The sequence below is a fragment of the Piscinibacterium candidicorallinum genome, from assembly GCF_047549485.1.
GTDB lineage: Bacteria > Pseudomonadota > Gammaproteobacteria > Burkholderiales > Burkholderiaceae_C > Piscinibacterium > Piscinibacterium candidicorallinum.
The window spans coordinates 631954-649580 of sequence record NZ_CP180191.1; the positions used below are offsets into that span (position 1 = coordinate 631954).

General features: G+C 59.8%; 14 protein-coding genes. 4 read left to right on the forward strand and 10 right to left on the reverse strand.

What is annotated here, in order from left to right; genetic code table 11:
* Positions 1-11: 11 nt before the first annotated feature.
* From narI to ACMDW7_RS02935, 6 genes are read right to left on the reverse strand one after another with little or no spacing between them, the layout of a single operon-like run.
* Positions 12-695 carry a respiratory nitrate reductase subunit gamma gene (narI, locus tag ACMDW7_RS02910; protein WP_377305735.1) on the reverse strand — a complete coding sequence of 228 codons (684 nt, stop codon included), beginning with the start codon at positions 693-695 and terminating at the stop codon, positions 12-14.
* The gene (narJ, locus tag ACMDW7_RS02915) at positions 692-1360 is read right to left on the reverse strand and encodes a nitrate reductase molybdenum cofactor assembly chaperone (protein WP_377305733.1); all 669 of its coding nucleotides are present in this window, start codon (positions 1358-1360) and stop codon (positions 692-694) included. The genes narI and narJ overlap by 4 nt, the downstream gene beginning before the upstream one ends.
* On the reverse strand, positions 1357-2889 hold the full coding sequence (narH, locus tag ACMDW7_RS02920; RefSeq protein ID WP_377305731.1) for a nitrate reductase subunit beta: 1533 nt from the start codon (positions 2887-2889) through the stop codon (positions 1357-1359). The genes narJ and narH overlap by 4 nt, the downstream gene beginning before the upstream one ends.
* Positions 2886-6710, reverse strand: a complete 3825-nt coding sequence (locus ACMDW7_RS02925; RefSeq protein WP_377305729.1) for a nitrate reductase subunit alpha — start codon at positions 6708-6710, stop codon at positions 2886-2888. Before ACMDW7_RS02925 ends, narH begins: the two co-directional genes overlap by 4 nt.
* A gap of 18 nt (positions 6711-6728) precedes the next feature.
* The gene (locus ACMDW7_RS02930; RefSeq protein WP_377305728.1) at positions 6729-8135 is read right to left on the reverse strand and encodes a NarK family nitrate/nitrite MFS transporter; all 1407 of its coding nucleotides are present in this window, start codon (positions 8133-8135) and stop codon (positions 6729-6731) included.
* A gap of 16 nt (positions 8136-8151) precedes the next feature.
* Complete coding sequence (locus ACMDW7_RS02935; protein ID WP_377305726.1) at positions 8152-9438, reverse strand: MFS transporter; 1287 nt, start codon at positions 9436-9438, stop codon at positions 8152-8154.
* Positions 9439-9723: 285 nt separating this feature from the next.
* Here ACMDW7_RS02935 and ACMDW7_RS02940 point away from each other — a divergent pair, with 285 nt between their 5' ends.
* The gene (locus ACMDW7_RS02940; protein ID WP_377305724.1) at positions 9724-11607 is read left to right on the forward strand and encodes a histidine kinase; all 1884 of its coding nucleotides are present in this window, start codon (positions 9724-9726) and stop codon (positions 11605-11607) included.
* The gene (narL, locus tag ACMDW7_RS02945) at positions 11597-12247 is read left to right on the forward strand and encodes a two-component system response regulator NarL (RefSeq protein WP_377306162.1); all 651 of its coding nucleotides are present in this window, start codon (positions 11597-11599) and stop codon (positions 12245-12247) included. Before ACMDW7_RS02940 ends, narL begins: the two co-directional genes overlap by 11 nt.
* Positions 12248-12363: 116 nt before the next feature.
* Here the strand turns inward: narL and ACMDW7_RS02950 are convergent, their stop codons facing one another.
* Both ACMDW7_RS02950 and ytfE read right to left on the reverse strand, forming a co-directional pair.
* Positions 12364-12756 (reverse strand): SirB2 family protein, encoded by a 393-nt coding sequence (locus tag ACMDW7_RS02950; protein WP_377305722.1) that lies wholly within the window; start codon positions 12754-12756, stop codon positions 12364-12366.
* Positions 12757-12827: 71 nt separating this feature from the next.
* Positions 12828-13505 carry an iron-sulfur cluster repair protein YtfE gene (gene ytfE / locus ACMDW7_RS02955; protein ID WP_377305720.1) on the reverse strand — a complete coding sequence of 226 codons (678 nt, stop codon included), beginning with the start codon at positions 13503-13505 and terminating at the stop codon, positions 12828-12830.
* 114 nt (positions 13506-13619) lie between these two features.
* On the opposite strand from ytfE, the gene ACMDW7_RS02960 reads away from it, so the two are divergent.
* The gene (locus tag ACMDW7_RS02960; RefSeq protein ID WP_377305718.1) at positions 13620-14084 is read left to right on the forward strand and encodes an RrF2 family transcriptional regulator; all 465 of its coding nucleotides are present in this window, start codon (positions 13620-13622) and stop codon (positions 14082-14084) included.
* A 79-nt stretch (positions 14085-14163) separates the two neighbouring features.
* On the opposite strand, the gene ACMDW7_RS02965 is transcribed toward ACMDW7_RS02960, so the two are convergent.
* Positions 14164-14826 carry a tyrosine-type recombinase/integrase gene (locus tag ACMDW7_RS02965; protein WP_377305716.1) on the reverse strand — a complete coding sequence of 221 codons (663 nt, stop codon included), beginning with the start codon at positions 14824-14826 and terminating at the stop codon, positions 14164-14166.
* A 1140-nt stretch (positions 14827-15966) separates the two neighbouring features.
* Here ACMDW7_RS02965 and ACMDW7_RS02970 point away from each other — a divergent pair.
* Positions 15967-16605, forward strand: coding sequence for a hypothetical protein (locus ACMDW7_RS02970; protein WP_377305714.1), 639 nt, complete (start codon positions 15967-15969; stop codon positions 16603-16605).
* Between the two features lie 177 nt (positions 16606-16782).
* On the opposite strand, the gene ACMDW7_RS02975 is transcribed toward ACMDW7_RS02970, so the two are convergent.
* The gene (locus ACMDW7_RS02975; protein ID WP_377305713.1) at positions 16783-17625 is read right to left on the reverse strand and encodes a response regulator; all 843 of its coding nucleotides are present in this window, start codon (positions 17623-17625) and stop codon (positions 16783-16785) included.
* Positions 17626-17627 lie beyond the last annotated feature (2 nt).

Consider the following 17627-nt stretch of genomic DNA (forward strand, 5'->3'; position numbering starts at 1 on the left):
CTTGGTGAGCTCTATGTTCGACGGCGGACCAACTGCCTTGGACGGACGAGATAGCTCACCGAGGCGAAGCCACTCCAGACGTGCACCAGTCGCGTGAACGGAAACAGCAGGAAGATGGTCATCCCAAGAATCAAGTGGATCTGGTACGGCCAGGCAAGGCCAGCAATGTGCGCTGCCGCCCCGGCCTGGAACGTGACAATTGCTTGGGCCCAGTGAGAAAGCTGCAGCATGACGGAGCCATCGCTGTGAGAGAGCGAATACGGTAAGGTCACCAGCCCGATCACAAGCTGCACCCACAGGATCAGCAGGATCCCCGTGTCCATGGCGCGGCTGCTCGCACGCACTCGATCGTCGAAGAGCCGCCGATGTAGCAGCAAGCTCAGCCCGATGAAGCAGAGCAGTCCGGCAATGCCTCCAGACACAATTGCCATCATCTGTTTGGCTGGGACGCTGATGAACACCGAATACACAACGGTGGGCGTGAGAAGTCCAAACAAGTGCCCAAAGAACAGAAACAGCACGCCCACGTGGAACAGATTGCTTCCCCAGCGCAGCTGACGCGCTCTCAGGAGCTGACTGGAGTCGCTTTTCCATGTGTACTGATCGCGGTCAAACCGGATCAGGCTGCCCAGCAGGAACACTGTCAGGCAGACGTAGGGGTAGGTGCCGTAAGCGAAAGCGTGCAGCGCATTCATGCGCGTCTCCCGACAAAGTGGATGGGTTGTTCAGCTCGGGGCGACTGCGGTGCGCAGTTCCCCATGAACGTGACCGGCGCTTCGGCATACTGCTCGTCCAGCGCCTGCGCGCAGTTGTCTTCCGGGATGTTGGCCGAATGGTCTGCAGCGCTCGCGCCCTCGCCAATCAGGCAAAGCAGCGCACTGAAGATCGCGGCGTAGGGGCTTGATCGACGCGTCAGCGTGTTGCGGATGCTGGCGAGGATCGGGGCGACCTCCCTGATATGCGCCAGCGCTTCGTCTCCAGGGAAGAGGCTCGCGAACTCGAGAAACGCGGGCAGATAGTCGGGCAGCTCGGTGCCCAAGAGCTTCAAGCCGTGTCGTTCATACAGACTCATGAGGTCGACCATGGCCTGTCCGCGGTCTCGGCTGTCGCCGTGAACATGTTCGAAGAGATTCAAGCATGCGCTTCGACCGCGATCGAAGGTATTGATATAGGCAGACTGCGCTTCGAACAAATCCTGCGCTGCCAGGTTAGTCATCAGTGCGCGCAGAGAGGCTTGCGTAGAGGTCAGTTGAGGCTGAGCGGAAAGGAGAACCCCCAGCTCGGGTAACGCGGCCTGCAAGGCCTCGTCCGGGTAGGAAAGCAGCGCAGCCAGTGCACGCAGGGTGTGTGCGCGACTCATGACTGCACCTCCTTGATGGGGATGACCTTGCTGCGCTTTGAGCCGAACAGACCGGCGCTACTGACGCCTTCAGAGCAGCCGTTGCCAAACGAAAACCCGCAGGCACCCTTAAGCTCGAAGGTGTCTTCGGCGTACTCACGATGAGTCGTAGGGATCACGAAGCGGTCTTCGTAGTTTGCGATTGCCATGACCTCATACATGCGTTCCACCTGTGAACGGGTCAAGTCGACTGCAGCAAGCGCATCCATATCGTCGCGCTTCTCGACATGGCGAGCGCGCATGTAGTGGCGCATGGCGATCATGCGGGATAGCGAACGGATGACTGGCGCCTCATCGCCAGCGGTGAGCAGGTTCGCCAGATACTTGACCGGGATGCGCATGGTGGTCGGATCGGGCAGCAGCTCGTTACCTGCAGAGTCCGTGCCAGCTGCTTGCGTGATAGGCGATAGCGGCGGGATGTACCAGACCATCGGTAGTGTGCGGTACTCCGGGTGCAACGGCAGCGCCACCTGCCAGTCCACGGCCATCTGATAAACGGGACTGTTTTTGGCAGCCTCTAGCCAAGCCTCGGGCACCCCGTCGGTACGGGCCTGACGCTGCACTGCGGGGTCGTTTGGGTTGAGGAACAGTCCCAGCTGCGCCTGATAGAGCTGCTTGGGATCTTCAACGCTCGCTGCAGCTTCAATCCGGTCCGCGTCATACAAAAGGACACCCAGGTAGCGGATCCGGCCCACGCACGTCTCGGAGCAGACTGTCGGTTGCCCCGCTTCGATGCGCGGGTAGCAGAAGATGCACTTTTCTGCCTTACCGCTCTCCCAGTTGTAGTAGATCTTCTTGTAAGGACAGCCCGAGACACACATGCGCCAGCCGCGACACTTGTCCTGGTCGATCAGAACGATGCCGTCCTCTTCACGCTTATAGATGGAGCCCGAGGGGCACGAGGCTACGCAGGCCGGATTCAGGCAATGCTCGCATAGCCTGGGCAGGTACATCAGGAAGGTGTTTTCGTACTGGCCCAGCTGCTCCAACTGGCGCACCTCAAAGTCGCGCAGATTGTTGTCCTTACTGCGCTTGGCGAACTCGCCGCCCAGAATCTCTTCCCAGTTGGGGCCCCACTCGATTTTCTCCATGCGCTTGCCCGTGATGAGACTGCGGGGGCGCGCCGTGGGTGCGGCCTTGGATTCGGGAGCTGACTGAAGATGTTCGTAGTCGAATGTGAAGGGCTCGTAGTAGTCGTCGATCTCTGGCAGATTTGGGTTTGCAAACATCTTGGCCAGAACCTGCCACCGGCTACCTTGCTTCAGTTCGAGCTTGCCATTTGGCTTCCGAACCCATCCACCGTTCCACTCTTCCTGGTCTTCCCAGCGTTTGGGGTACCCAATCCCCGGTTTGGTCTCTACGTTGTTGAACCAGGCGTACTCGACGCCGGGGCGATTGGTCCAGACGTTCTTGCAGGTCACCGAGCAGGTGTGGCACCCGATGCACTTGTCCAAGTTCAGGACCATTCCGATCTGTGCACGGACCTTCATGCTGCTTCTCCCACTGCGGCGGCGGTCTGCTCAAATGCCCCTGCTAGCGGGTCATCGAGCCAGTCCACCTTTCTCATCTTGCGGACCACTACAAACTCGTCTCGATTGGTGCCTATGGTTCCGTAGTAGTTGAAGCCGTACGACAGTTGTGCGTACCCGCCGATCATGTGCGTCGGCTTTGTCACGATGCGAGTGACGGAGTTGTGGATCCCTCCACGGGCGCCAGTGATCTCGCTGCCCGGCGTGTTGATGATCTTCTCCTGGGCGTGATACATCATGGTCATGCCGGGCTTTACCCGCTGACTCACCACGGCGCGTGCCGCGATCGCCCCGTTGCTGTTGAACAGTTCGATCCAATCGTTGTCGACGATGCCGGCCTTGCTTGCGTCATCCTCGCTGAGCCAGACGACTGGCCCACCGCGGTTCAGCGTGAGCATCAGCAGATTGTCTGTGTACGTGCTGTGAATACCCCACTTCTGGTGCGGGGTGATGAAGTTCAGGACGATCTCCTTGTTGCCGTTCGGCTTCTTGTCCTTCACCGTGTCAATCGTCTGCAGATCGACCGGCGGTCGGTAGCTCACAAAGCCCTCTCCGAAGGCGCGCATCCAGTCATGGTCCTGATAGAACTGCTGGCGACCGGTCAAGGTGCGCCAAGGAATGAATTCGTGCACGTTGGTCCATCCGGCGTTGTAGGTCACCTTCTCGTCTTCGATGCCACTCCACGTCGGCGATGAAATGATCTTTCGGGGTTGGGCCTGCACATCGCGATAGCGGATCTTGGTGTGATGTGCCCCCTCTGCGAGATGTGCGTGCTCGCGGCCCGTGGCCTTGGACAGCGCGTCCCAGGCCTTCACCGCGACGTTGCCATTGGTTTCTGGTGCAAGCATAAGGATTACTTCCGCTGCGTCGATGTCAGTTTCGATGCGTGGGAGCCCTTTGGTGGGACCCTCCGACTGCACCTTCCCATTCAGTTCAGCAAGTAGCTGCACTTCCTCAGAGGTGTTCCAAGAGATTCCCTTGCCGCCATTTCCGACCTTGTCCATCAGCGGGCCGAGCGAGGTAAAGCGAGCGTAGGTGTTCGGATAGTCGCGTTCGACGATGGTCATGGCCGGAGCCGTCTTGCCCGGGATCAAGTCGCAGTCGCCACGTTTCCAGTCTTTAACGCCCGTGGCTTGAGCGAGTTCTCCCGGGCTGTCATGCATCATCGGCGTGAGCACCAGCTCCTTCTCCACCCCGAGATGTCCTGGGCAGATTTCGCTGAACTTGCGAGCAAAGCCCTTGTAGATGTCCCAATCGCTTCGTGCCTGCCATGCGGGATCCACAGCTGCTGACAGCGGGTGAATAAAGGGATGCATGTCGCTCGTGTTGAGATCGTTCTTTTCATACCAGGTGGCCGTAGGTAGAACGATGTCCGAGTACAGGCATGTGGTGCTCATGCGGAAGTCGAGCGTTACCAACAGGTCGAGTTTTCCTTCGGGCGCCTGTTCATGCCAGTCCACCTCAGTCGGCTTGGCGCCACCTTCTTCACCCAAGTCCTTACCCTGAATGCCGTGACTCGTGCCGAGGAAGTGCTTCAAAAAGTACTCATGCCCCTTCCCGGAAGAACCCAATAGATTGCTTCGCCAGACAAACATGTTGCGCGGCCAGTTGTCCGGGTGATCTGGGTCTTCGCAGCTCATGCGCAAGGCGCCGGACTTCAGTCCATCGACGGTATAGGTCTTCGGGTCCTGGCCCAGAGCGCTTGCATCGCGCACGATCTTCAGCGGATTGGTTTGGAGCTGGGGCGCGGAAGGCAGCCAACCCATTCGCTCTGCCCGCACATTGAAGTCGATCAGGCTTCCGGCGTACTGAGACCGGTCAGCCAGCGGTGAAAGAATGCTTTGGACCTGCAGCTTCTCGTAGCGCCACTGGTCGGTGTGGGCGTAGAAGAAGCTTGTGGAGTTCTGCTGCCGCGGCGGGCGCGACCAGTCCAGCGCGAAGGCCAGCGCGGTCCACCCTGTCTGCGGCCGCAGCTTCTCCTGTCCGACGTAGTGCGCCCAGCCACCTCCGGGTTGACCGATGCAGCCGCACATCATCAACATGCCGATGATGGCGCGGTAGTTCATGTCGCAGTGATACCAGTGATTCATTGCGGCGCCGATGATGACCATCGAGCGACCCTGAGTCTTGGCAGCGTTATCCGCGAATTCGCGTGCCACTTGGATCACCTGTCGAGCCGGCACGCCGGTAATGACTTCTTGCCACGCTGGCGTGTATGGCTTGTTCTCGTCGAAGCTAGCGCCGCAGCTTGCGTCATCCAAGCCGCGTTCAACGCCATAGTTGGCGCAGAGCAGGTCAAAGACCGTCGCTACGCGGCATTCACGATGCTCACCGGCCTTACCTAGCCGCAAGACCGTGGTGGGCACTTTGCGCAGCAGGATGTCATCCTGTTTGTTGGCGGTGAACTGAGGTGCTTCGATCCCGCCAAAGTACGGAAAGGCGACTTCGGACACCTCGGCTGCACCTTCGCCTTCGAGTGTGGACAGCTTCAGCCTCACCTCGGCACCGTGGCGCGCTTCCTTGGGTTCGAGGTTCCACTTACCCTGATCGTCGCGCCCCTCACTGCCCCACCGAAATCCGATCGAGCCATGCGGAAGCACTGCACGACCGTCGGTATCAAAGGCCACCGTCTTCCATTCGGGATTGTTGTCTTGCCCGAGGTCGCCATTGAAGTCACTGGCGCGCAGGAATCGGTCCGGAACTAGTGCTTTGCCCTGTGCGGTTTCTTGTTCCTTCAGGAGCACCAGCATGGGCATGTCGGTATACCGGCGTGCGTACTGATCGAAGTAGGCGTTGGGCTGTGGTTGGCTTCCACCCTTGGGGAAGTAGAACTCCTTGAGAATCACATGGCCCATGGACACGGCCATCGCAGCGTCAGTGCCTTGCTTAGGTGCCAGCCAAGTATCGGCAAGCTTGGAGACCTCGGCATAGTCCGGCGTTACTGCCACCGTCTTTGTGCCCTTGTAGCGAACCTCCGTGAAGAAGTGTGCGTCAGGCGTTCGGGTCTGCGGCACATTGCTGCCCCAGGCGATGATGTACCCGGCGTTGTACCAATCTGCGCTCTCCGGAACGTCAGTTTGCTCACCCCATGTCTGTGGAGACGCAGGTGGGAGATCGCAGTACCAGTCGTAGAAGCTCATGCAGACGCCACCGATCAGGGACAGATACCGGCTACCGGCTGCATAGCTGACCATTGACATGGCGGGGATGGGTGAGAAGCCGATCACACGATCAGGGCCGTACTTGCGGATTGTGTAGACATTCGCCGAGGCAACGATTTCGTTCACTTCGTCCCAGCTGGCGCGCACAAAGCCCCCGAGTCCGCGTTGAACGGTGTAGTCAGCTCGTTTGGTTGGGTCCTCGACGATGCTTGCCCAGGCGTCTACCGGGCTCTTTGCTACGCCACGCGCGGCTCTCCAGTGCTTGAGCAGGCGCGCGCGCACCAGCGGGTACTTCACGCGATTCGCGCTATACAGGTACCAGCTGTAGCTCGCGCCTCGGGCGCAGCCTCGTGGTTCATGGTTCGGCATATCCGGCCGTGTGCGCGGATAGTCCGTTTGCTGAGTCTCCCAGGTGACAATGCCACCCTTGACGTAGATCTTCCACGAGCACGAACCAGTGCAATTTGTTCCGTGGGTGGAGCGCACGATCTTGTCGTGTTGCCAGCGATGGCGGTAAGCATCCTCCCAAGTACGGTCTTCCGTGCGGACTTCGCCGTGCCCCGCCGAGAAAGGCTCGGTACTTCGCGTGAAGTGCAGCAGGCGGTCGAGAAAGTGGCTCATCTGTGTGTGCTCCGTGAATCAGCAGGGCATGGGGGCGTTCTTGCGGCTGTACATCGCCCAGGTCAGAACCAGGCAGCTTGCATAGAAGGCAATGAAGGCAACAAGCGCTGCGTGAGGGCTGCCCGTCAACGCAATGGAGGTGCCGTAGCTCTTGGGGATGAAGAAGCCGCCATATGCGCCGATGGCACCGGAAAATCCGAGGACCGCAGCGGCATTGCGGTTTCCTTCCCTCAGTGCATCCTCGCGAGAGGCCGATGCTGTTCCAGCCTGTCGCAGAGACTCAGTCAGAAAGATCACCGGAATCATCCGGAAAGTTGAGCCATTGCCAATACCGCTGGCTGCAAACAGGAGCAGGAAGCAGGCAAAGAATCCGCCAAAGCTTCCGGCTTGCGATGCTGAAGGCAGGAACTCAAGCACGCCGAGCACGCCCAGAATCATCACCACGAATACCCACAAAGTGACTCGCGCGCCCCCGGCCTTGTCTGCGAGCCAGCCACCGAAGGGTCGGATCAACGCACCCAGCAGCGGCCCCATCCAGGCGTAGGACAGAGCGTTGATCGCTGGGAACTGGCTCTTGATCAGCAGGGGAAAGCCTGCAGCAAAGCCGATGAAGCTTCCGAATGTGCCGATGTAGAGCCAACACATCAGCCAGTTGTGCTTGCTGCGAAAAATCGCAGCTTGATCAGAAAAGCTGCTTCGCGCATCGGCAATATCGTTCATGAAGAACCAGGCTACGACCGCGCAGATGACGATGAACGGGATCCACATGAACGCCGCGTTCTGCACGAAGAGTTCGCTTGCAGTGCCAGCCTTGGTGATCACTTGCGGTGACCCCGCCAGTGCCCCGTAGATGCCGAAGCTCACCACAAGCGGCACCATGAACTGCACAGCAGATACGCCCAGATTCCCGAGGCCGGCATTGACGCCCAGCGCGGAGCCCTTGCGGTCCTTGGGGAAGAAGAAGCTGATGTTGGCCATGCTCGACGAGAAGTTGCCGCCGCCCAGTCCGCACAGCAACGCAAGCACGAGAAACGTGGTGTAGCTGGTGGCCGGGTTCTGAACTGCAAGTCCGATACCCAGCGCCGGAATCAACAGACTCGCAGTCGAAAGCGCGGTCCATCGGCGGCCACCGACAATAGGAACGACAAAGCTGTAGAAAATGCGCAGGGTTGCGCCAGAAAGCGCGGGAGCAGCTGCCAGCCAGAAGAGCTGATCAGGCGTGAACTTGAATCCCAACAGAGGCAAGTAGGTCGCCGTTGCACTCCAGACCTGCCACACAGCGAAGGCAAGGAATAGGCAGGGCACTGAGATCCAGAGGTTGAGCTTTGCAATTGCCTGGCCCTGGGCATCCCAGAACGCCTTGTCCTCTGGGGTCCAAAGATTGAGGGTCGTGCCGTGACGCACGGGTGTAGCGGCTGCATTCATGATGAGTTCTCCAGATTCAGCCAGCGAAGCTGAATGAGGCTGACTTCGGGCCCATGATCTCGGTGCGGCGCACCTCGGTCCAATACATCCAGATCAGCGAGACCCAGACCACGCCGTACATGAGCATGAAGGCGGTGGATCGGATGCCCGTGAGGTCGAGTAGGACTCCGAACAGAATCGGAAGTACGAAGCCACCCAACCCGCCGGCAAGACCCACAACGCCAGACACGGCACCGATACGGTCCGGAAATTCGTCGCTGATGTACTTGAAGACGCTTGCCTTGCCGAACGCCCAGGCCACGCCCATCACAGCCATCAACAATGTGAAGACGTAGACATTCAATCCGAGCGAGAACTGCTTTGGCCCGCTAATCGTCTGGACCGTGAAGTCCGTCTGTGGATACGACAGGATGAACAGGCAGATCCAACTCACCCACATCACCCACCAGGTCACCTTGTGCGCACCGTATCGATCTGAAAGCCATCCACCCATGGCGCGAAGTACGCCACCAGGCAACGAAAAGCAGGCCGCGAGAAGCGCCGCACTTTGCAGCCCCAAGCCGTACTCACCTACGTAGTACTGAACCATCCAAAGAGCGAGCGCCACGTAGCCGCCGAAGACGATTGAGTAGTACTGGCAGTACTTGAGAACCCGAGGATCTTTCATGACGGCCAGCTGCTCGCGCAGTCCCACTGTGCTCTTGACACGATGCGTAGGGTTATCTGCTGTAAGCAGCCAGAACAGCGCGATCGTCACTGTGAGAGCGACCGCGTAGACCTGCGGGACAGTTGCCCATCCAGCAGCGGCAATGATTGCGGGTGCGGCAAACTTGTTAACAGCCGCCCCAGAGTTGCCAGCGCCAAAGACCCCCATGGCGAAACCCTGACGTTGCTTGGGGAACCACCGTGCGACGTACGGTGTGCCTACGGAAAACGATCCACCAGCCAAGCCTACGAATAGCCCAAGCACCAAGAAGTGCCAATACTCAGTGGCGTAGCTGATAAGCCAGATCGGGAGGACACAGGCTGTCATCAGCGCTGCGAATACAACGCGACCGCCGTAGCGGTCCGTCATTAGTCCGAGTGGTACGCGTACCAGTGAGCCCGTGAGTACGGGCAACGCGGTCAGCAGCCCAAACTGAGTGGCGCTCAGGTTCAGCAACTTCTTGATCGGCACTCCAATGACGCCGAACATCATCCAGACGGCAAAACAAACAGTGAAAGCCAATGTGCTGCCGACGAGTACAGACAGTGCCCTACGGTCTGCCGGTCCGGCGAGGGCGGTCGATGTTGCGGTACTCATGATCTGATTCGCTCCAGAAGATCCGCTCAGCGTTTGCGTTCTGCTGAACTGTGATCAGGATATGGATCGAAACGACGCAGGTGAAGGGAGCGAATCCGTGCTCGTGCGGTGGGCTTTACCTCTGAAGAGGTAGATCTTCACGGCAGAGGTAGAGCAGCATCCCGACTGATGCATGGGCCTTTGGTGCGTTCAGCCGTGCAGACTTGACATGCATCAATCTGCATAGGGGCATGGGTAGTACCTACATTGCTTCGGAGTTAACTTGGCTCATCGACCTAGATTCAGATGAAGATCAATCTCATTTCCAGGCTCGCCTTGTCGATCGGCATGGTGGCCATGCTCGCCCTCACATCGGTGCTGGCACTATCTGTCTTCGCAGACACCTCTGCGGGTCGTGCTGCGGCGATCAACACGGCGGGCTCGATTCGCATGCAGTCTGCGCGTATCGCGTTGATCCTTGCCGATCAGATAGCGCAGCCTGATGCACCCGCTGTCAACGCGCTCACCGACGCGTTGAACGAGATGGATCGCCGGATCGAAGGCGAGTCACTTCTTCGACTCGCTGATGATCCCAGCTCGGCGGCGGGTCGGCAGTACATCAGCCTGAGAACTCAATGGCAGTCGGTCGTCCGGCCGGAGCTGAGCAGGCCTGTAGGAAGTGTTCAGCAAGCAGCCCATCAGCGCGCGCTGCTGTCCGGGTTGATCACGCAAGCGGATCAACTCACCTCCACGCTTGAACACTCACTTGAAGGTGGCATTGGTGTGCTGACGCTGGTTCAGGGCACTGCCCTATTTCTGATCATCGGGGTGCTCTTGGTCATGCTGTTTCTGGTTCAGCACCAGATCAGGCAAGCGGTGCTCAGCTTGCTGAGCGTGACGCGTGCAGTGGGCGCCGGAGACTTTTCGGCGCGTGCCCAAACAGGTGGTCAATCGGAATTCGCAGAATTAGCCAATGGATTCAACAGCATGGTCGGTGAGCTCAAAGCCATGCGCGACCAACTGGAAGATCGTGTGCGTGAGAAGACAGCCGCGTTGGAGCATCAGAACCGGACGCTCAACTTTCTGTACGAAACGTCCCGCCTGTTGAGCACACCGCCGGTAGATCGCTCGAAGCTGCGGAAGATCCTCCAGTCGCTCGAGTCATTGGTCGGCGTCCGCAGTGCCGTTGTCTGCGCACGCCCCGATCGCTCAGAGCGCGGCTTTGTGTTGGCCAGCCTGGACCAAGTTGGTCATGAATCGGACCGCTGCGAGCGGGGTGATTGCCACGATTGCCACGCCGAATTGGACACGTTCGATCGTCTGGGCGGAACGCGAATCATGATCCCCATACAGGACGCCGGTCGCCGTTATGGCGCGCTGCCGGTGGAGGTAGACGATCAGTCCAAGCTCACCTCCGCCCATGTCGACCTGCTCAAGGTGCTCGGCCAGCACTTGGGAAGCGCATTTGCTGCAGGTGAGCGCCAGCAGGAACATGCCAGATTAGCCATGCTGGAGGAGCGTAGTGTCATCGCGCGTGAGTTGCATGACTCGTTGGCTCAGGCGCTGTCGTATCTGAAGATCCAAGTGAGCCGCATTGACGCGTTGCTCAACAAAGGCGCGCCCACGTATGAAGTTCAGCCGGTAGTCGCCGAATTGCGCGAAGGCTTGTCAGCCGCGTATCGCCAGCTGCGGGAACTGCTGAGCACCTTCCGGCTCGCCGTCGATGGGCGTGGGGTCGGTGATGCGCTGCGGCGCGCCGCGGCTGAGACGCAGGCGCGCTGTGGGGTACGCGTTGACGTCAAGGACGAGTTGTCTGGTGTCGAACTCAATGCAACCGAGCAGATCCATGTTGTGCAGATCGTTCGTGAGGCCTTGGCAAATGTTGAGCATCACGCCGCCGCGCGGCACGCCTGCGTCCGTCTTGAGCGCTTGGGTGCAAGTCGGATCCGAGTCAGTGTGGACGACGACGGCGTGGGCTTGGACGCTCAGCCTGTAGGAGGACATCACTTTGGTATGAGCATCATGCGTGATCGGGCACGATCACTCTCGGGGGAGATTCGTATCGAGTCGCGGCACCCACAGGGGGTGCGAGTGACCCTTGAATTCAACGGATCCAGCAGCCTGACTGGCGCAACCGCCGAGGCAGCAACCAGTTCGAGGCGAGAGGAGATCAGTGCCGATGTTCAATGAACTTGAGATGAGTTCGGTAGTGGTCATCGACGATCACCCCTTATTTCGCAAGGGTGTCATCCAGCTGCTGGGTCTATCTCAGCACTTGCGAACGGTCGGAGAGGCATCGGGCGGAGAGGCGGGCGCAGAAATCGTGCGCCAGCTGAGCCCGGATCTTGTGCTCTTGGACCTGCATATGAAGGGTATCGATGGCATCGAGACTCTGAGACAGATCAAGGCCCACGACCCTGGACAGCGTGTGATCGTGTTGACGGTGTCTGACGCGCCTGATGACGTGCTGCAAGCCATCCGCGCTGGCGCGGATGGCTACTTGCTTAAGGATACGGAGCCTGAAGTGCTGCTTGCGCAGATAGAGCAAGCGTTACAGGGCACGCTCACCGTCAGCGATGCGCTCGCCTCCCGTCTGGCCCATGCGCTTCGCGATGAAGCCCAGGCAAAAGCGCGTACTCCCGGTGATCTCACCGACCGGGAGCGGGAGATTCTGCGCGGTCTTGCACAAGGGCTGAGCAACAAGATGATCGCACGGCAGCTGGATATCTCTGAAGGCACCGTCAAGGTTCATGTCAAGAACGTGCTTCGGAAACTGAAGATGAAGTCTCGCGTCGAGGCTGCTGTATGGGCCGCGCAGTTGGCGGACTGAACCTCCCCTCTGGATTCGAAGGCAGCCTTCAAGTTGCGTAGATCGTCGGTTTGATCAACAGAGTTCTATGCAGGTCGCGTTAGATACTCGCGCCTTGCGCGCAAGGCGCGAGGCCCTCAGACGAATAGAAAAGCGAACCAGCTCCAAGGCTGGCGATAGATGGCGATTCCGAGGACGTAAAAGACGACCGCAAGCGCACCCACTAGACAGGTCATGCGCTGGGCGTGCGTGCGTCCTCGCTTAAGCGCGAAGCTGCCGAGAACGATGTAGATCGGCAGCAGAGTGAGCTTCGCGCTCAACCATGTGTTGTGCGCTAGCGAGTAGCCGATGAGCCACCACAAACTGGCTCCGGCCAACAGTAGCAATGTGTCGGTCACGGCGGACAGATGACAGAGCGCGCTGTGCATGGGCCAGGATTGGTTGACCGCCACGCCCAGCCCTCGGGCGGTGAACAGCGTTAGGCTCAACGCCACGCAAGCCCGATGAACGGCCAGCAGATCCGCATGCACCCATGGATACTCAGACAGTAAGGACGACACAGGATGCACGAGGCTAGCGGTTGCCCTGTACGTACCGTGTATCAATGCTGCGCGGGGCGTTCGAACGCCGGGAACAGACGGTTATTTTCCAAGTGAATGTGCTCTATCAGATCATCTGTCAGGCGGGCGGTGCCGGCGTAGAGTGCGCGCCACGTGTTGCACGCACCCGCTGGAGCTTTGTGCTGGCGGGCCAAAGCTGCAAGCTTTTCAAGCTGCGCTCCATGTCCCAGATGTTCATGGCGCATCATGCCGATTGGGTGCACGACCATGGGGTTTCCGCCAGCAAGGAGCATGGGGAAGAGAATCTGCTCTTCCTTGGCCATGTGCTCTAGCAACTCCTCTTCCATGTCTTCAAGGTGATCCGCGAGACCGCGCGGGACATCAGGGTGTTCTCTGTGTACAGCCTCGACGCGACGTGCCATCCGGATCAGCTCCGGTAACTGCTGACGATGTACCTCATGAAAGCGCTGCAGAATGTGGGCAATAAGGCTTGTGGTGTCCGGTGCGTCTGGTGGGGGCGATTGCTCTTGCAGCGCACGGATCTCGTCGAGCACCGTATTCACATCAAGTTGCTTGCTGGCACAGGCATCATTCAGTGACTGCTGACCGCCGCAACAAAAGTCCAACTTCAGCTTGCGAAACACGGCTGTTGCTCCGGGAATCTGGACTGCCAAACTGCCTAGGCTTTGCTCCGGCTGGGCGATAGATGAATTGCTCATCAAGATGTCCTCAATAAAGTTCAGTGGAAGTGAATCTATTAAGATATAAGATGCATGTGAAGTGATTGTTTTGATGCGAATTGATCCAACACAAAGCTTTGCCTGGAGGCTTTCATGCGCCTAACCCAGTGGACCGACTATGCGCTACGCGTGCTCATGTACTGCGCCCGGCACGAAAAACACGAGAGCGCGCCGACGATCGCTGAGATTGCGAACTTCCATGGCGTTTCGCGCAGCCACCTAATGAAGATCGTGATGGAGCTCGCCGCCAACGGTTGGTTGGCAACCAGCAGAGGCCGCGGAGGTGGCTTGCGCCTGGGCAAACCTGCGAACCAGATCCGTATCGGTGACGTAGTGCGCAAGATGGAAGGGGACTTCGACCTTGTGGAGTGCTTCAACCGTCCCACGAGCGGGTGTGTCATCGACGGGACTTGCAAGCTCAAGGGTGTGCTGCGCAGAGCGCTGAAATCCTACTTGGACGCGCTTGACCGCGAGACTTTAGAGAGCATCACCAGCTCTGACCAAGGACGCGCCGCCGTAAGCTTCCTCGGCCCCGAGAAACGCAGCCCGTCGGTCTGAGCAGGTATCGGGAGGGGCAAGGCTGCGCCTTGAATCGCACGCGTGGCGCATGTTGGCTTAGAAGGACGAAGGCGCCGCTCTAAACCTCAGTCTGCTCCGAGATCTCCAGCGCATCGTCAAGCTCGACACCGAGGTATCGGACCGTGCTGTCAAGCTTGGTGTGTCCGAGCAGCAGCTGCACCGCGCGAATGTTCTTCGTGCGCCGATAGATCAGCGTTGCCTTTGTTCGACGCATCGAGTGCGTTCCGTAGTTCTGGCTATCCAGGCCGGCGGACGTTACCCACGTATGGACCAGTTCCGCATAGCTGCGGGTCGTCATGTGCGGGCAGCGGTGGATCCGGCTGGGGAACAGGTAGTCCCCCGCGTGAAGCCCGGCCTGTGCAATCCATGCCTTAACCGAGGTCTTGGTGCCTGCGGTGATCTCGAACTGCACCGGACGCTGCGTTTTCTGTTGCAACACGATGGCGCGGTTGGCAACTTGATCTCCATGGCAGACATCACTCACGCGCAGCTTGACCAGATCGCAAGCACGCAACTTGCTGTCGATGGCCAGATTGAAGAGTGCCAATTCGCGCGTCTTGTGCAACAACTCGAGCCGAGTACGGATTGCCCAGACGTCTCGGAGTTTCAGAGGCGTCTTTTGGCCGACCAGCTTGCCCTTGTTCCATGGCGCGTGGAGCGGGTCTGGAAGCTCGGCTTGTGCGGCGGCAGTCGCTGCCGCGTGCGGTGAATAGGTTGCCATGATGCGCTGCCCGAAGACCGATCAAGTTGCATCATGGGTCAGAAGACCGCGCTCTGCAGACTTTGCGACGGTCGGGTGATCTGACTTCATGCGCCAGGTCGGAGCGTCCGGTGTTGGCCGAAACCGGATCGTCAGTTTTCGAGCTATGGAACCACGACTGGACTCTTGTCGGTGCATTTCCCCCAGCAGTCGGCGTCGCTCGAGCACCGAGCTGAAGCATCGGCAGTCTGAAATGGCGGGGGGCATTAAAGTCGGCTGACTGCAATTCCGACACGCACTGGCGTCGCTATCGCGTTCTGCGTCGTAACGCGTTGACGCTTAGTCCAATGCTTACCGTGTTGTTACACGCATAGAGTCTTTGTGTAGTAACCAGATGCATCGTCCAGCTGTTCGATTCAGCACCCTTCCGTTGGCCGCGCAAACGGCCTACGCCGAGCTGTTTGAGCAAACCCAAGCTCGAGAACTCGCACATGGTTACCGGGGCCGCACCGGGTCGTTCCATGTTCCACCCGGAACTTCGCGCGCATGGCGAATCCTTGTTGCCCACTTAGGAATTTTTATGCTGTAGAAATAAAATTGACTTGGTGGCAATTTGATGGACGGAGTACATCCGATAGAGAAGCGGTACATGGCGGGTGACCGGCTCCTCTTTTGTACCGACGCCGACGACGTCCTCACTGCCTCGTTCGGACGTGAGTTCCCAGGCTTGGCCCACCGCGAGCATCCACTGGTCAAAGTCAGCTCACTGCAAAGCCTGTAGTGGCGCCACAAAAACTCTCTACTCAAAGAGTGTTCGTTGGATAGATTCGCCTACTTGCAGCGGCCTTCAATGTTGCCGTGCGCCCACTGGCGCCTGCACAAGGGGCTGGAGCATGTCTGCTGCCTACTCAAGTGAATCAGTTTTGCAGTCATGCCAAGCTAAGCGACTCATTTCTTCTGGCACGCCTGCCCCCCGATGACCTAACGACTTGGAAACTCGAGCGTCGAACTACCTCCGTGAATGAATGCCCACAGCCGCGCTGACCTCGACTTATTGGGGAGAATTGCTCTATTCGCATCTTGTCGCGGCTTGCGGGACCTTCGAGACTTCGGGATTGCCCGCCTGGGCGCCCGCCTCGCGCGGGGCAAAGCCCGCCTTCAATGACCACCAAGACCCTGTCCACCGAAGATCTGTCCAGCGTGTTCGAGCGCTGCACGCGCTCCGTCTCGCGCCGCCTGGTGGGGCTACCGGCGTTCGGTCCGCTGCTGCGGGAGGATCTGCTGGGCGACCCTCTTGTGCTGGCCACGCTGCCGGGCGAACCGGGCCGCGCCATCGGTGACGCCGAGCGCTTCGTGATCGAAAACGTCGCGCAGCAGCTGCATGACATGACCACGCGCGCATGGACCGATGCGGTGGGGGCAGCCGTGCCGGCCAGCACGTCTGCCGGTCTGGCGCTGGTCGAGGACAGTGCGCCGCTGGTGAGCCCGGAGGAGTGCCATCAGTTGGCTGCGGACATCGAGCGGATTTCCGGTGGCATGAGCCACAGTCTGGCGCGCATGTACGCGGACGTGCTGGCTGCCGCGAACTGTGTGCCCCGTAACGACGAGGCGCATGTGTGTCCGTTCACGGCGCGCGCCATCCTGGGTGCCGTCGGTGTGGCCTGGGGGCGCGCCATCCCCCAGGGCGCGGGCCTTGCGATGGTGCTGCAGCACTGGAAGCCTTGGCTGGCACCGCGCATCATTGATGCGCAGCGCCGGGTCGAGCAGCGTCTGGTGAGCTGCCTCGCCTCAGTGATGTAGCAAACGCGGCGCTGATCGCCTTCGTCGGCGCATTATCGGCCACTCACTTGCATCGTTTTCAGCCAAAGGCCGGTTGAGGCGGATTCGCTTGTTTGGTGCGGATTTCCGGCCGAAATCTGCGCCCTGATACATGCAATTCGTGATTTCCAGCCGCAGAAAACTGCCGCTATCGGCCGCCTAGGTGGCGAGGCGATGCTGTGCTGCGAGCGCAGCGGCCACCGGAGGCCATTGCACGGCGAGCGCCTGCTGCACGACCGCAGCGCTTGCAGTGCCGGATTCGACCAGATCATGGGCCAGGGCTTCGAGCTGCGCGGCATGCTGGCTGCCCGCTACATCACCCAGCATGCGCAGCACGGTCTTCAGGCTGTGCGCCAGCCGCTCGATCTGGGCTGCGTCGCCACGCTGCAAAGCCGCCTCGCCCTCAGCCACGTCCGATGCAAAACGCGCCCGGGCGCTGCTGGCAAAGGCCATGAACAGGGCCTGATTGCCGCCAAAGTGTTCGGCGACGGGATCGGCGATCGCATCGACCGCCGAGTCAAGCCCTGGGGCGACCACGGCAAAGGCCTCATCGCCGGGTGATGCGACGACGCTTGCGCGCGGCAGTGCGTCGGCTGCTGCAGAGGGCGCAGCATCGCGCGCATGCCTCGCGGCCTCGATGCAGTCTTCAATCTCGGTGATCGACGCGGGCTTGCGCAGGGTACGCCACACGCCGGCATGCGCGATGGCCTGCGCCGTCTGCGGGCTTGCGTCGGCGCTGAATACGCATATCCGCGGCCGTGCGTGATCTGCCAGCGCTGATCGTGCGTGGATCTGCTCGATCAGCCAGAGGCCGTGCTCGCCCGGAAGCATCAGATCGGTGATGAGCAGGTCTGGCCACTGCTGGTCGAGCGCCGCAAGCGCATCGCGCGCGGTCGCCACGCTGCGCAGTGCCACCGGCAGATCGATGCAGATCATCTCGAAGAAGCGGCGCACACCCGCATCGTCTTCCACCAGCAGGATCTGCAGTGCGCTCGCCGTCATGG

What these genes read in the sequence shown, in the direction of transcription:
- narI (WP_377305735.1), bottom strand. Translation starts at nt 695, where the DNA reads ATGAATGCGCTGCACGCTTTCGCTTACGGCACCTACCCCTACGTCTGC.
- narJ (WP_377305733.1), bottom strand. Translation starts at nt 1,360, where the DNA reads ATGAGTCGCGCACACACCCTGCGTGCACTGGCTGCGCTGCTTTCCTAC.
- narH (WP_377305731.1), bottom strand. Translation starts at nt 2,889, where the DNA reads ATGAAGGTCCGTGCACAGATCGGAATGGTCCTGAACTTGGACAAGTGC.
- ACMDW7_RS02925 (WP_377305729.1), bottom strand. Translation starts at nt 6,710, where the DNA reads ATGAGCCACTTTCTCGACCGCCTGCTGCACTTCACGCGAAGTACCGAG.
- ACMDW7_RS02930 (WP_377305728.1), bottom strand. Translation starts at nt 8,135, where the DNA reads ATGAATGCAGCCGCTACACCCGTGCGTCACGGCACGACCCTCAATCTT.
- ACMDW7_RS02935 (WP_377305726.1), bottom strand. Translation starts at nt 9,438, where the DNA reads ATGAGTACCGCAACATCGACCGCCCTCGCCGGACCGGCAGACCGTAGG.
- ACMDW7_RS02940 (WP_377305724.1), top strand. Translation starts at nt 9,724, where the DNA reads ATGAAGATCAATCTCATTTCCAGGCTCGCCTTGTCGATCGGCATGGTG.
- narL (WP_377306162.1), top strand. Translation starts at nt 11,597, where the DNA reads ATGTTCAATGAACTTGAGATGAGTTCGGTAGTGGTCATCGACGATCAC.
- ytfE (WP_377305720.1), bottom strand. Translation starts at nt 13,505, where the DNA reads ATGAGCAATTCATCTATCGCCCAGCCGGAGCAAAGCCTAGGCAGTTTG.
- ACMDW7_RS02960 (WP_377305718.1), top strand. Translation starts at nt 13,620, where the DNA reads ATGCGCCTAACCCAGTGGACCGACTATGCGCTACGCGTGCTCATGTAC.
- ACMDW7_RS02965 (WP_377305716.1), bottom strand. Translation starts at nt 14,826, where the DNA reads ATGGCAACCTATTCACCGCACGCGGCAGCGACTGCCGCCGCACAAGCC.
- ACMDW7_RS02970 (WP_377305714.1), top strand. Translation starts at nt 15,967, where the DNA reads ATGACCACCAAGACCCTGTCCACCGAAGATCTGTCCAGCGTGTTCGAG.
- ACMDW7_RS02975 (WP_377305713.1), bottom strand. Translation starts at nt 17,625, where the DNA reads ATGACGGCGAGCGCACTGCAGATCCTGCTGGTGGAAGACGATGCGGGT.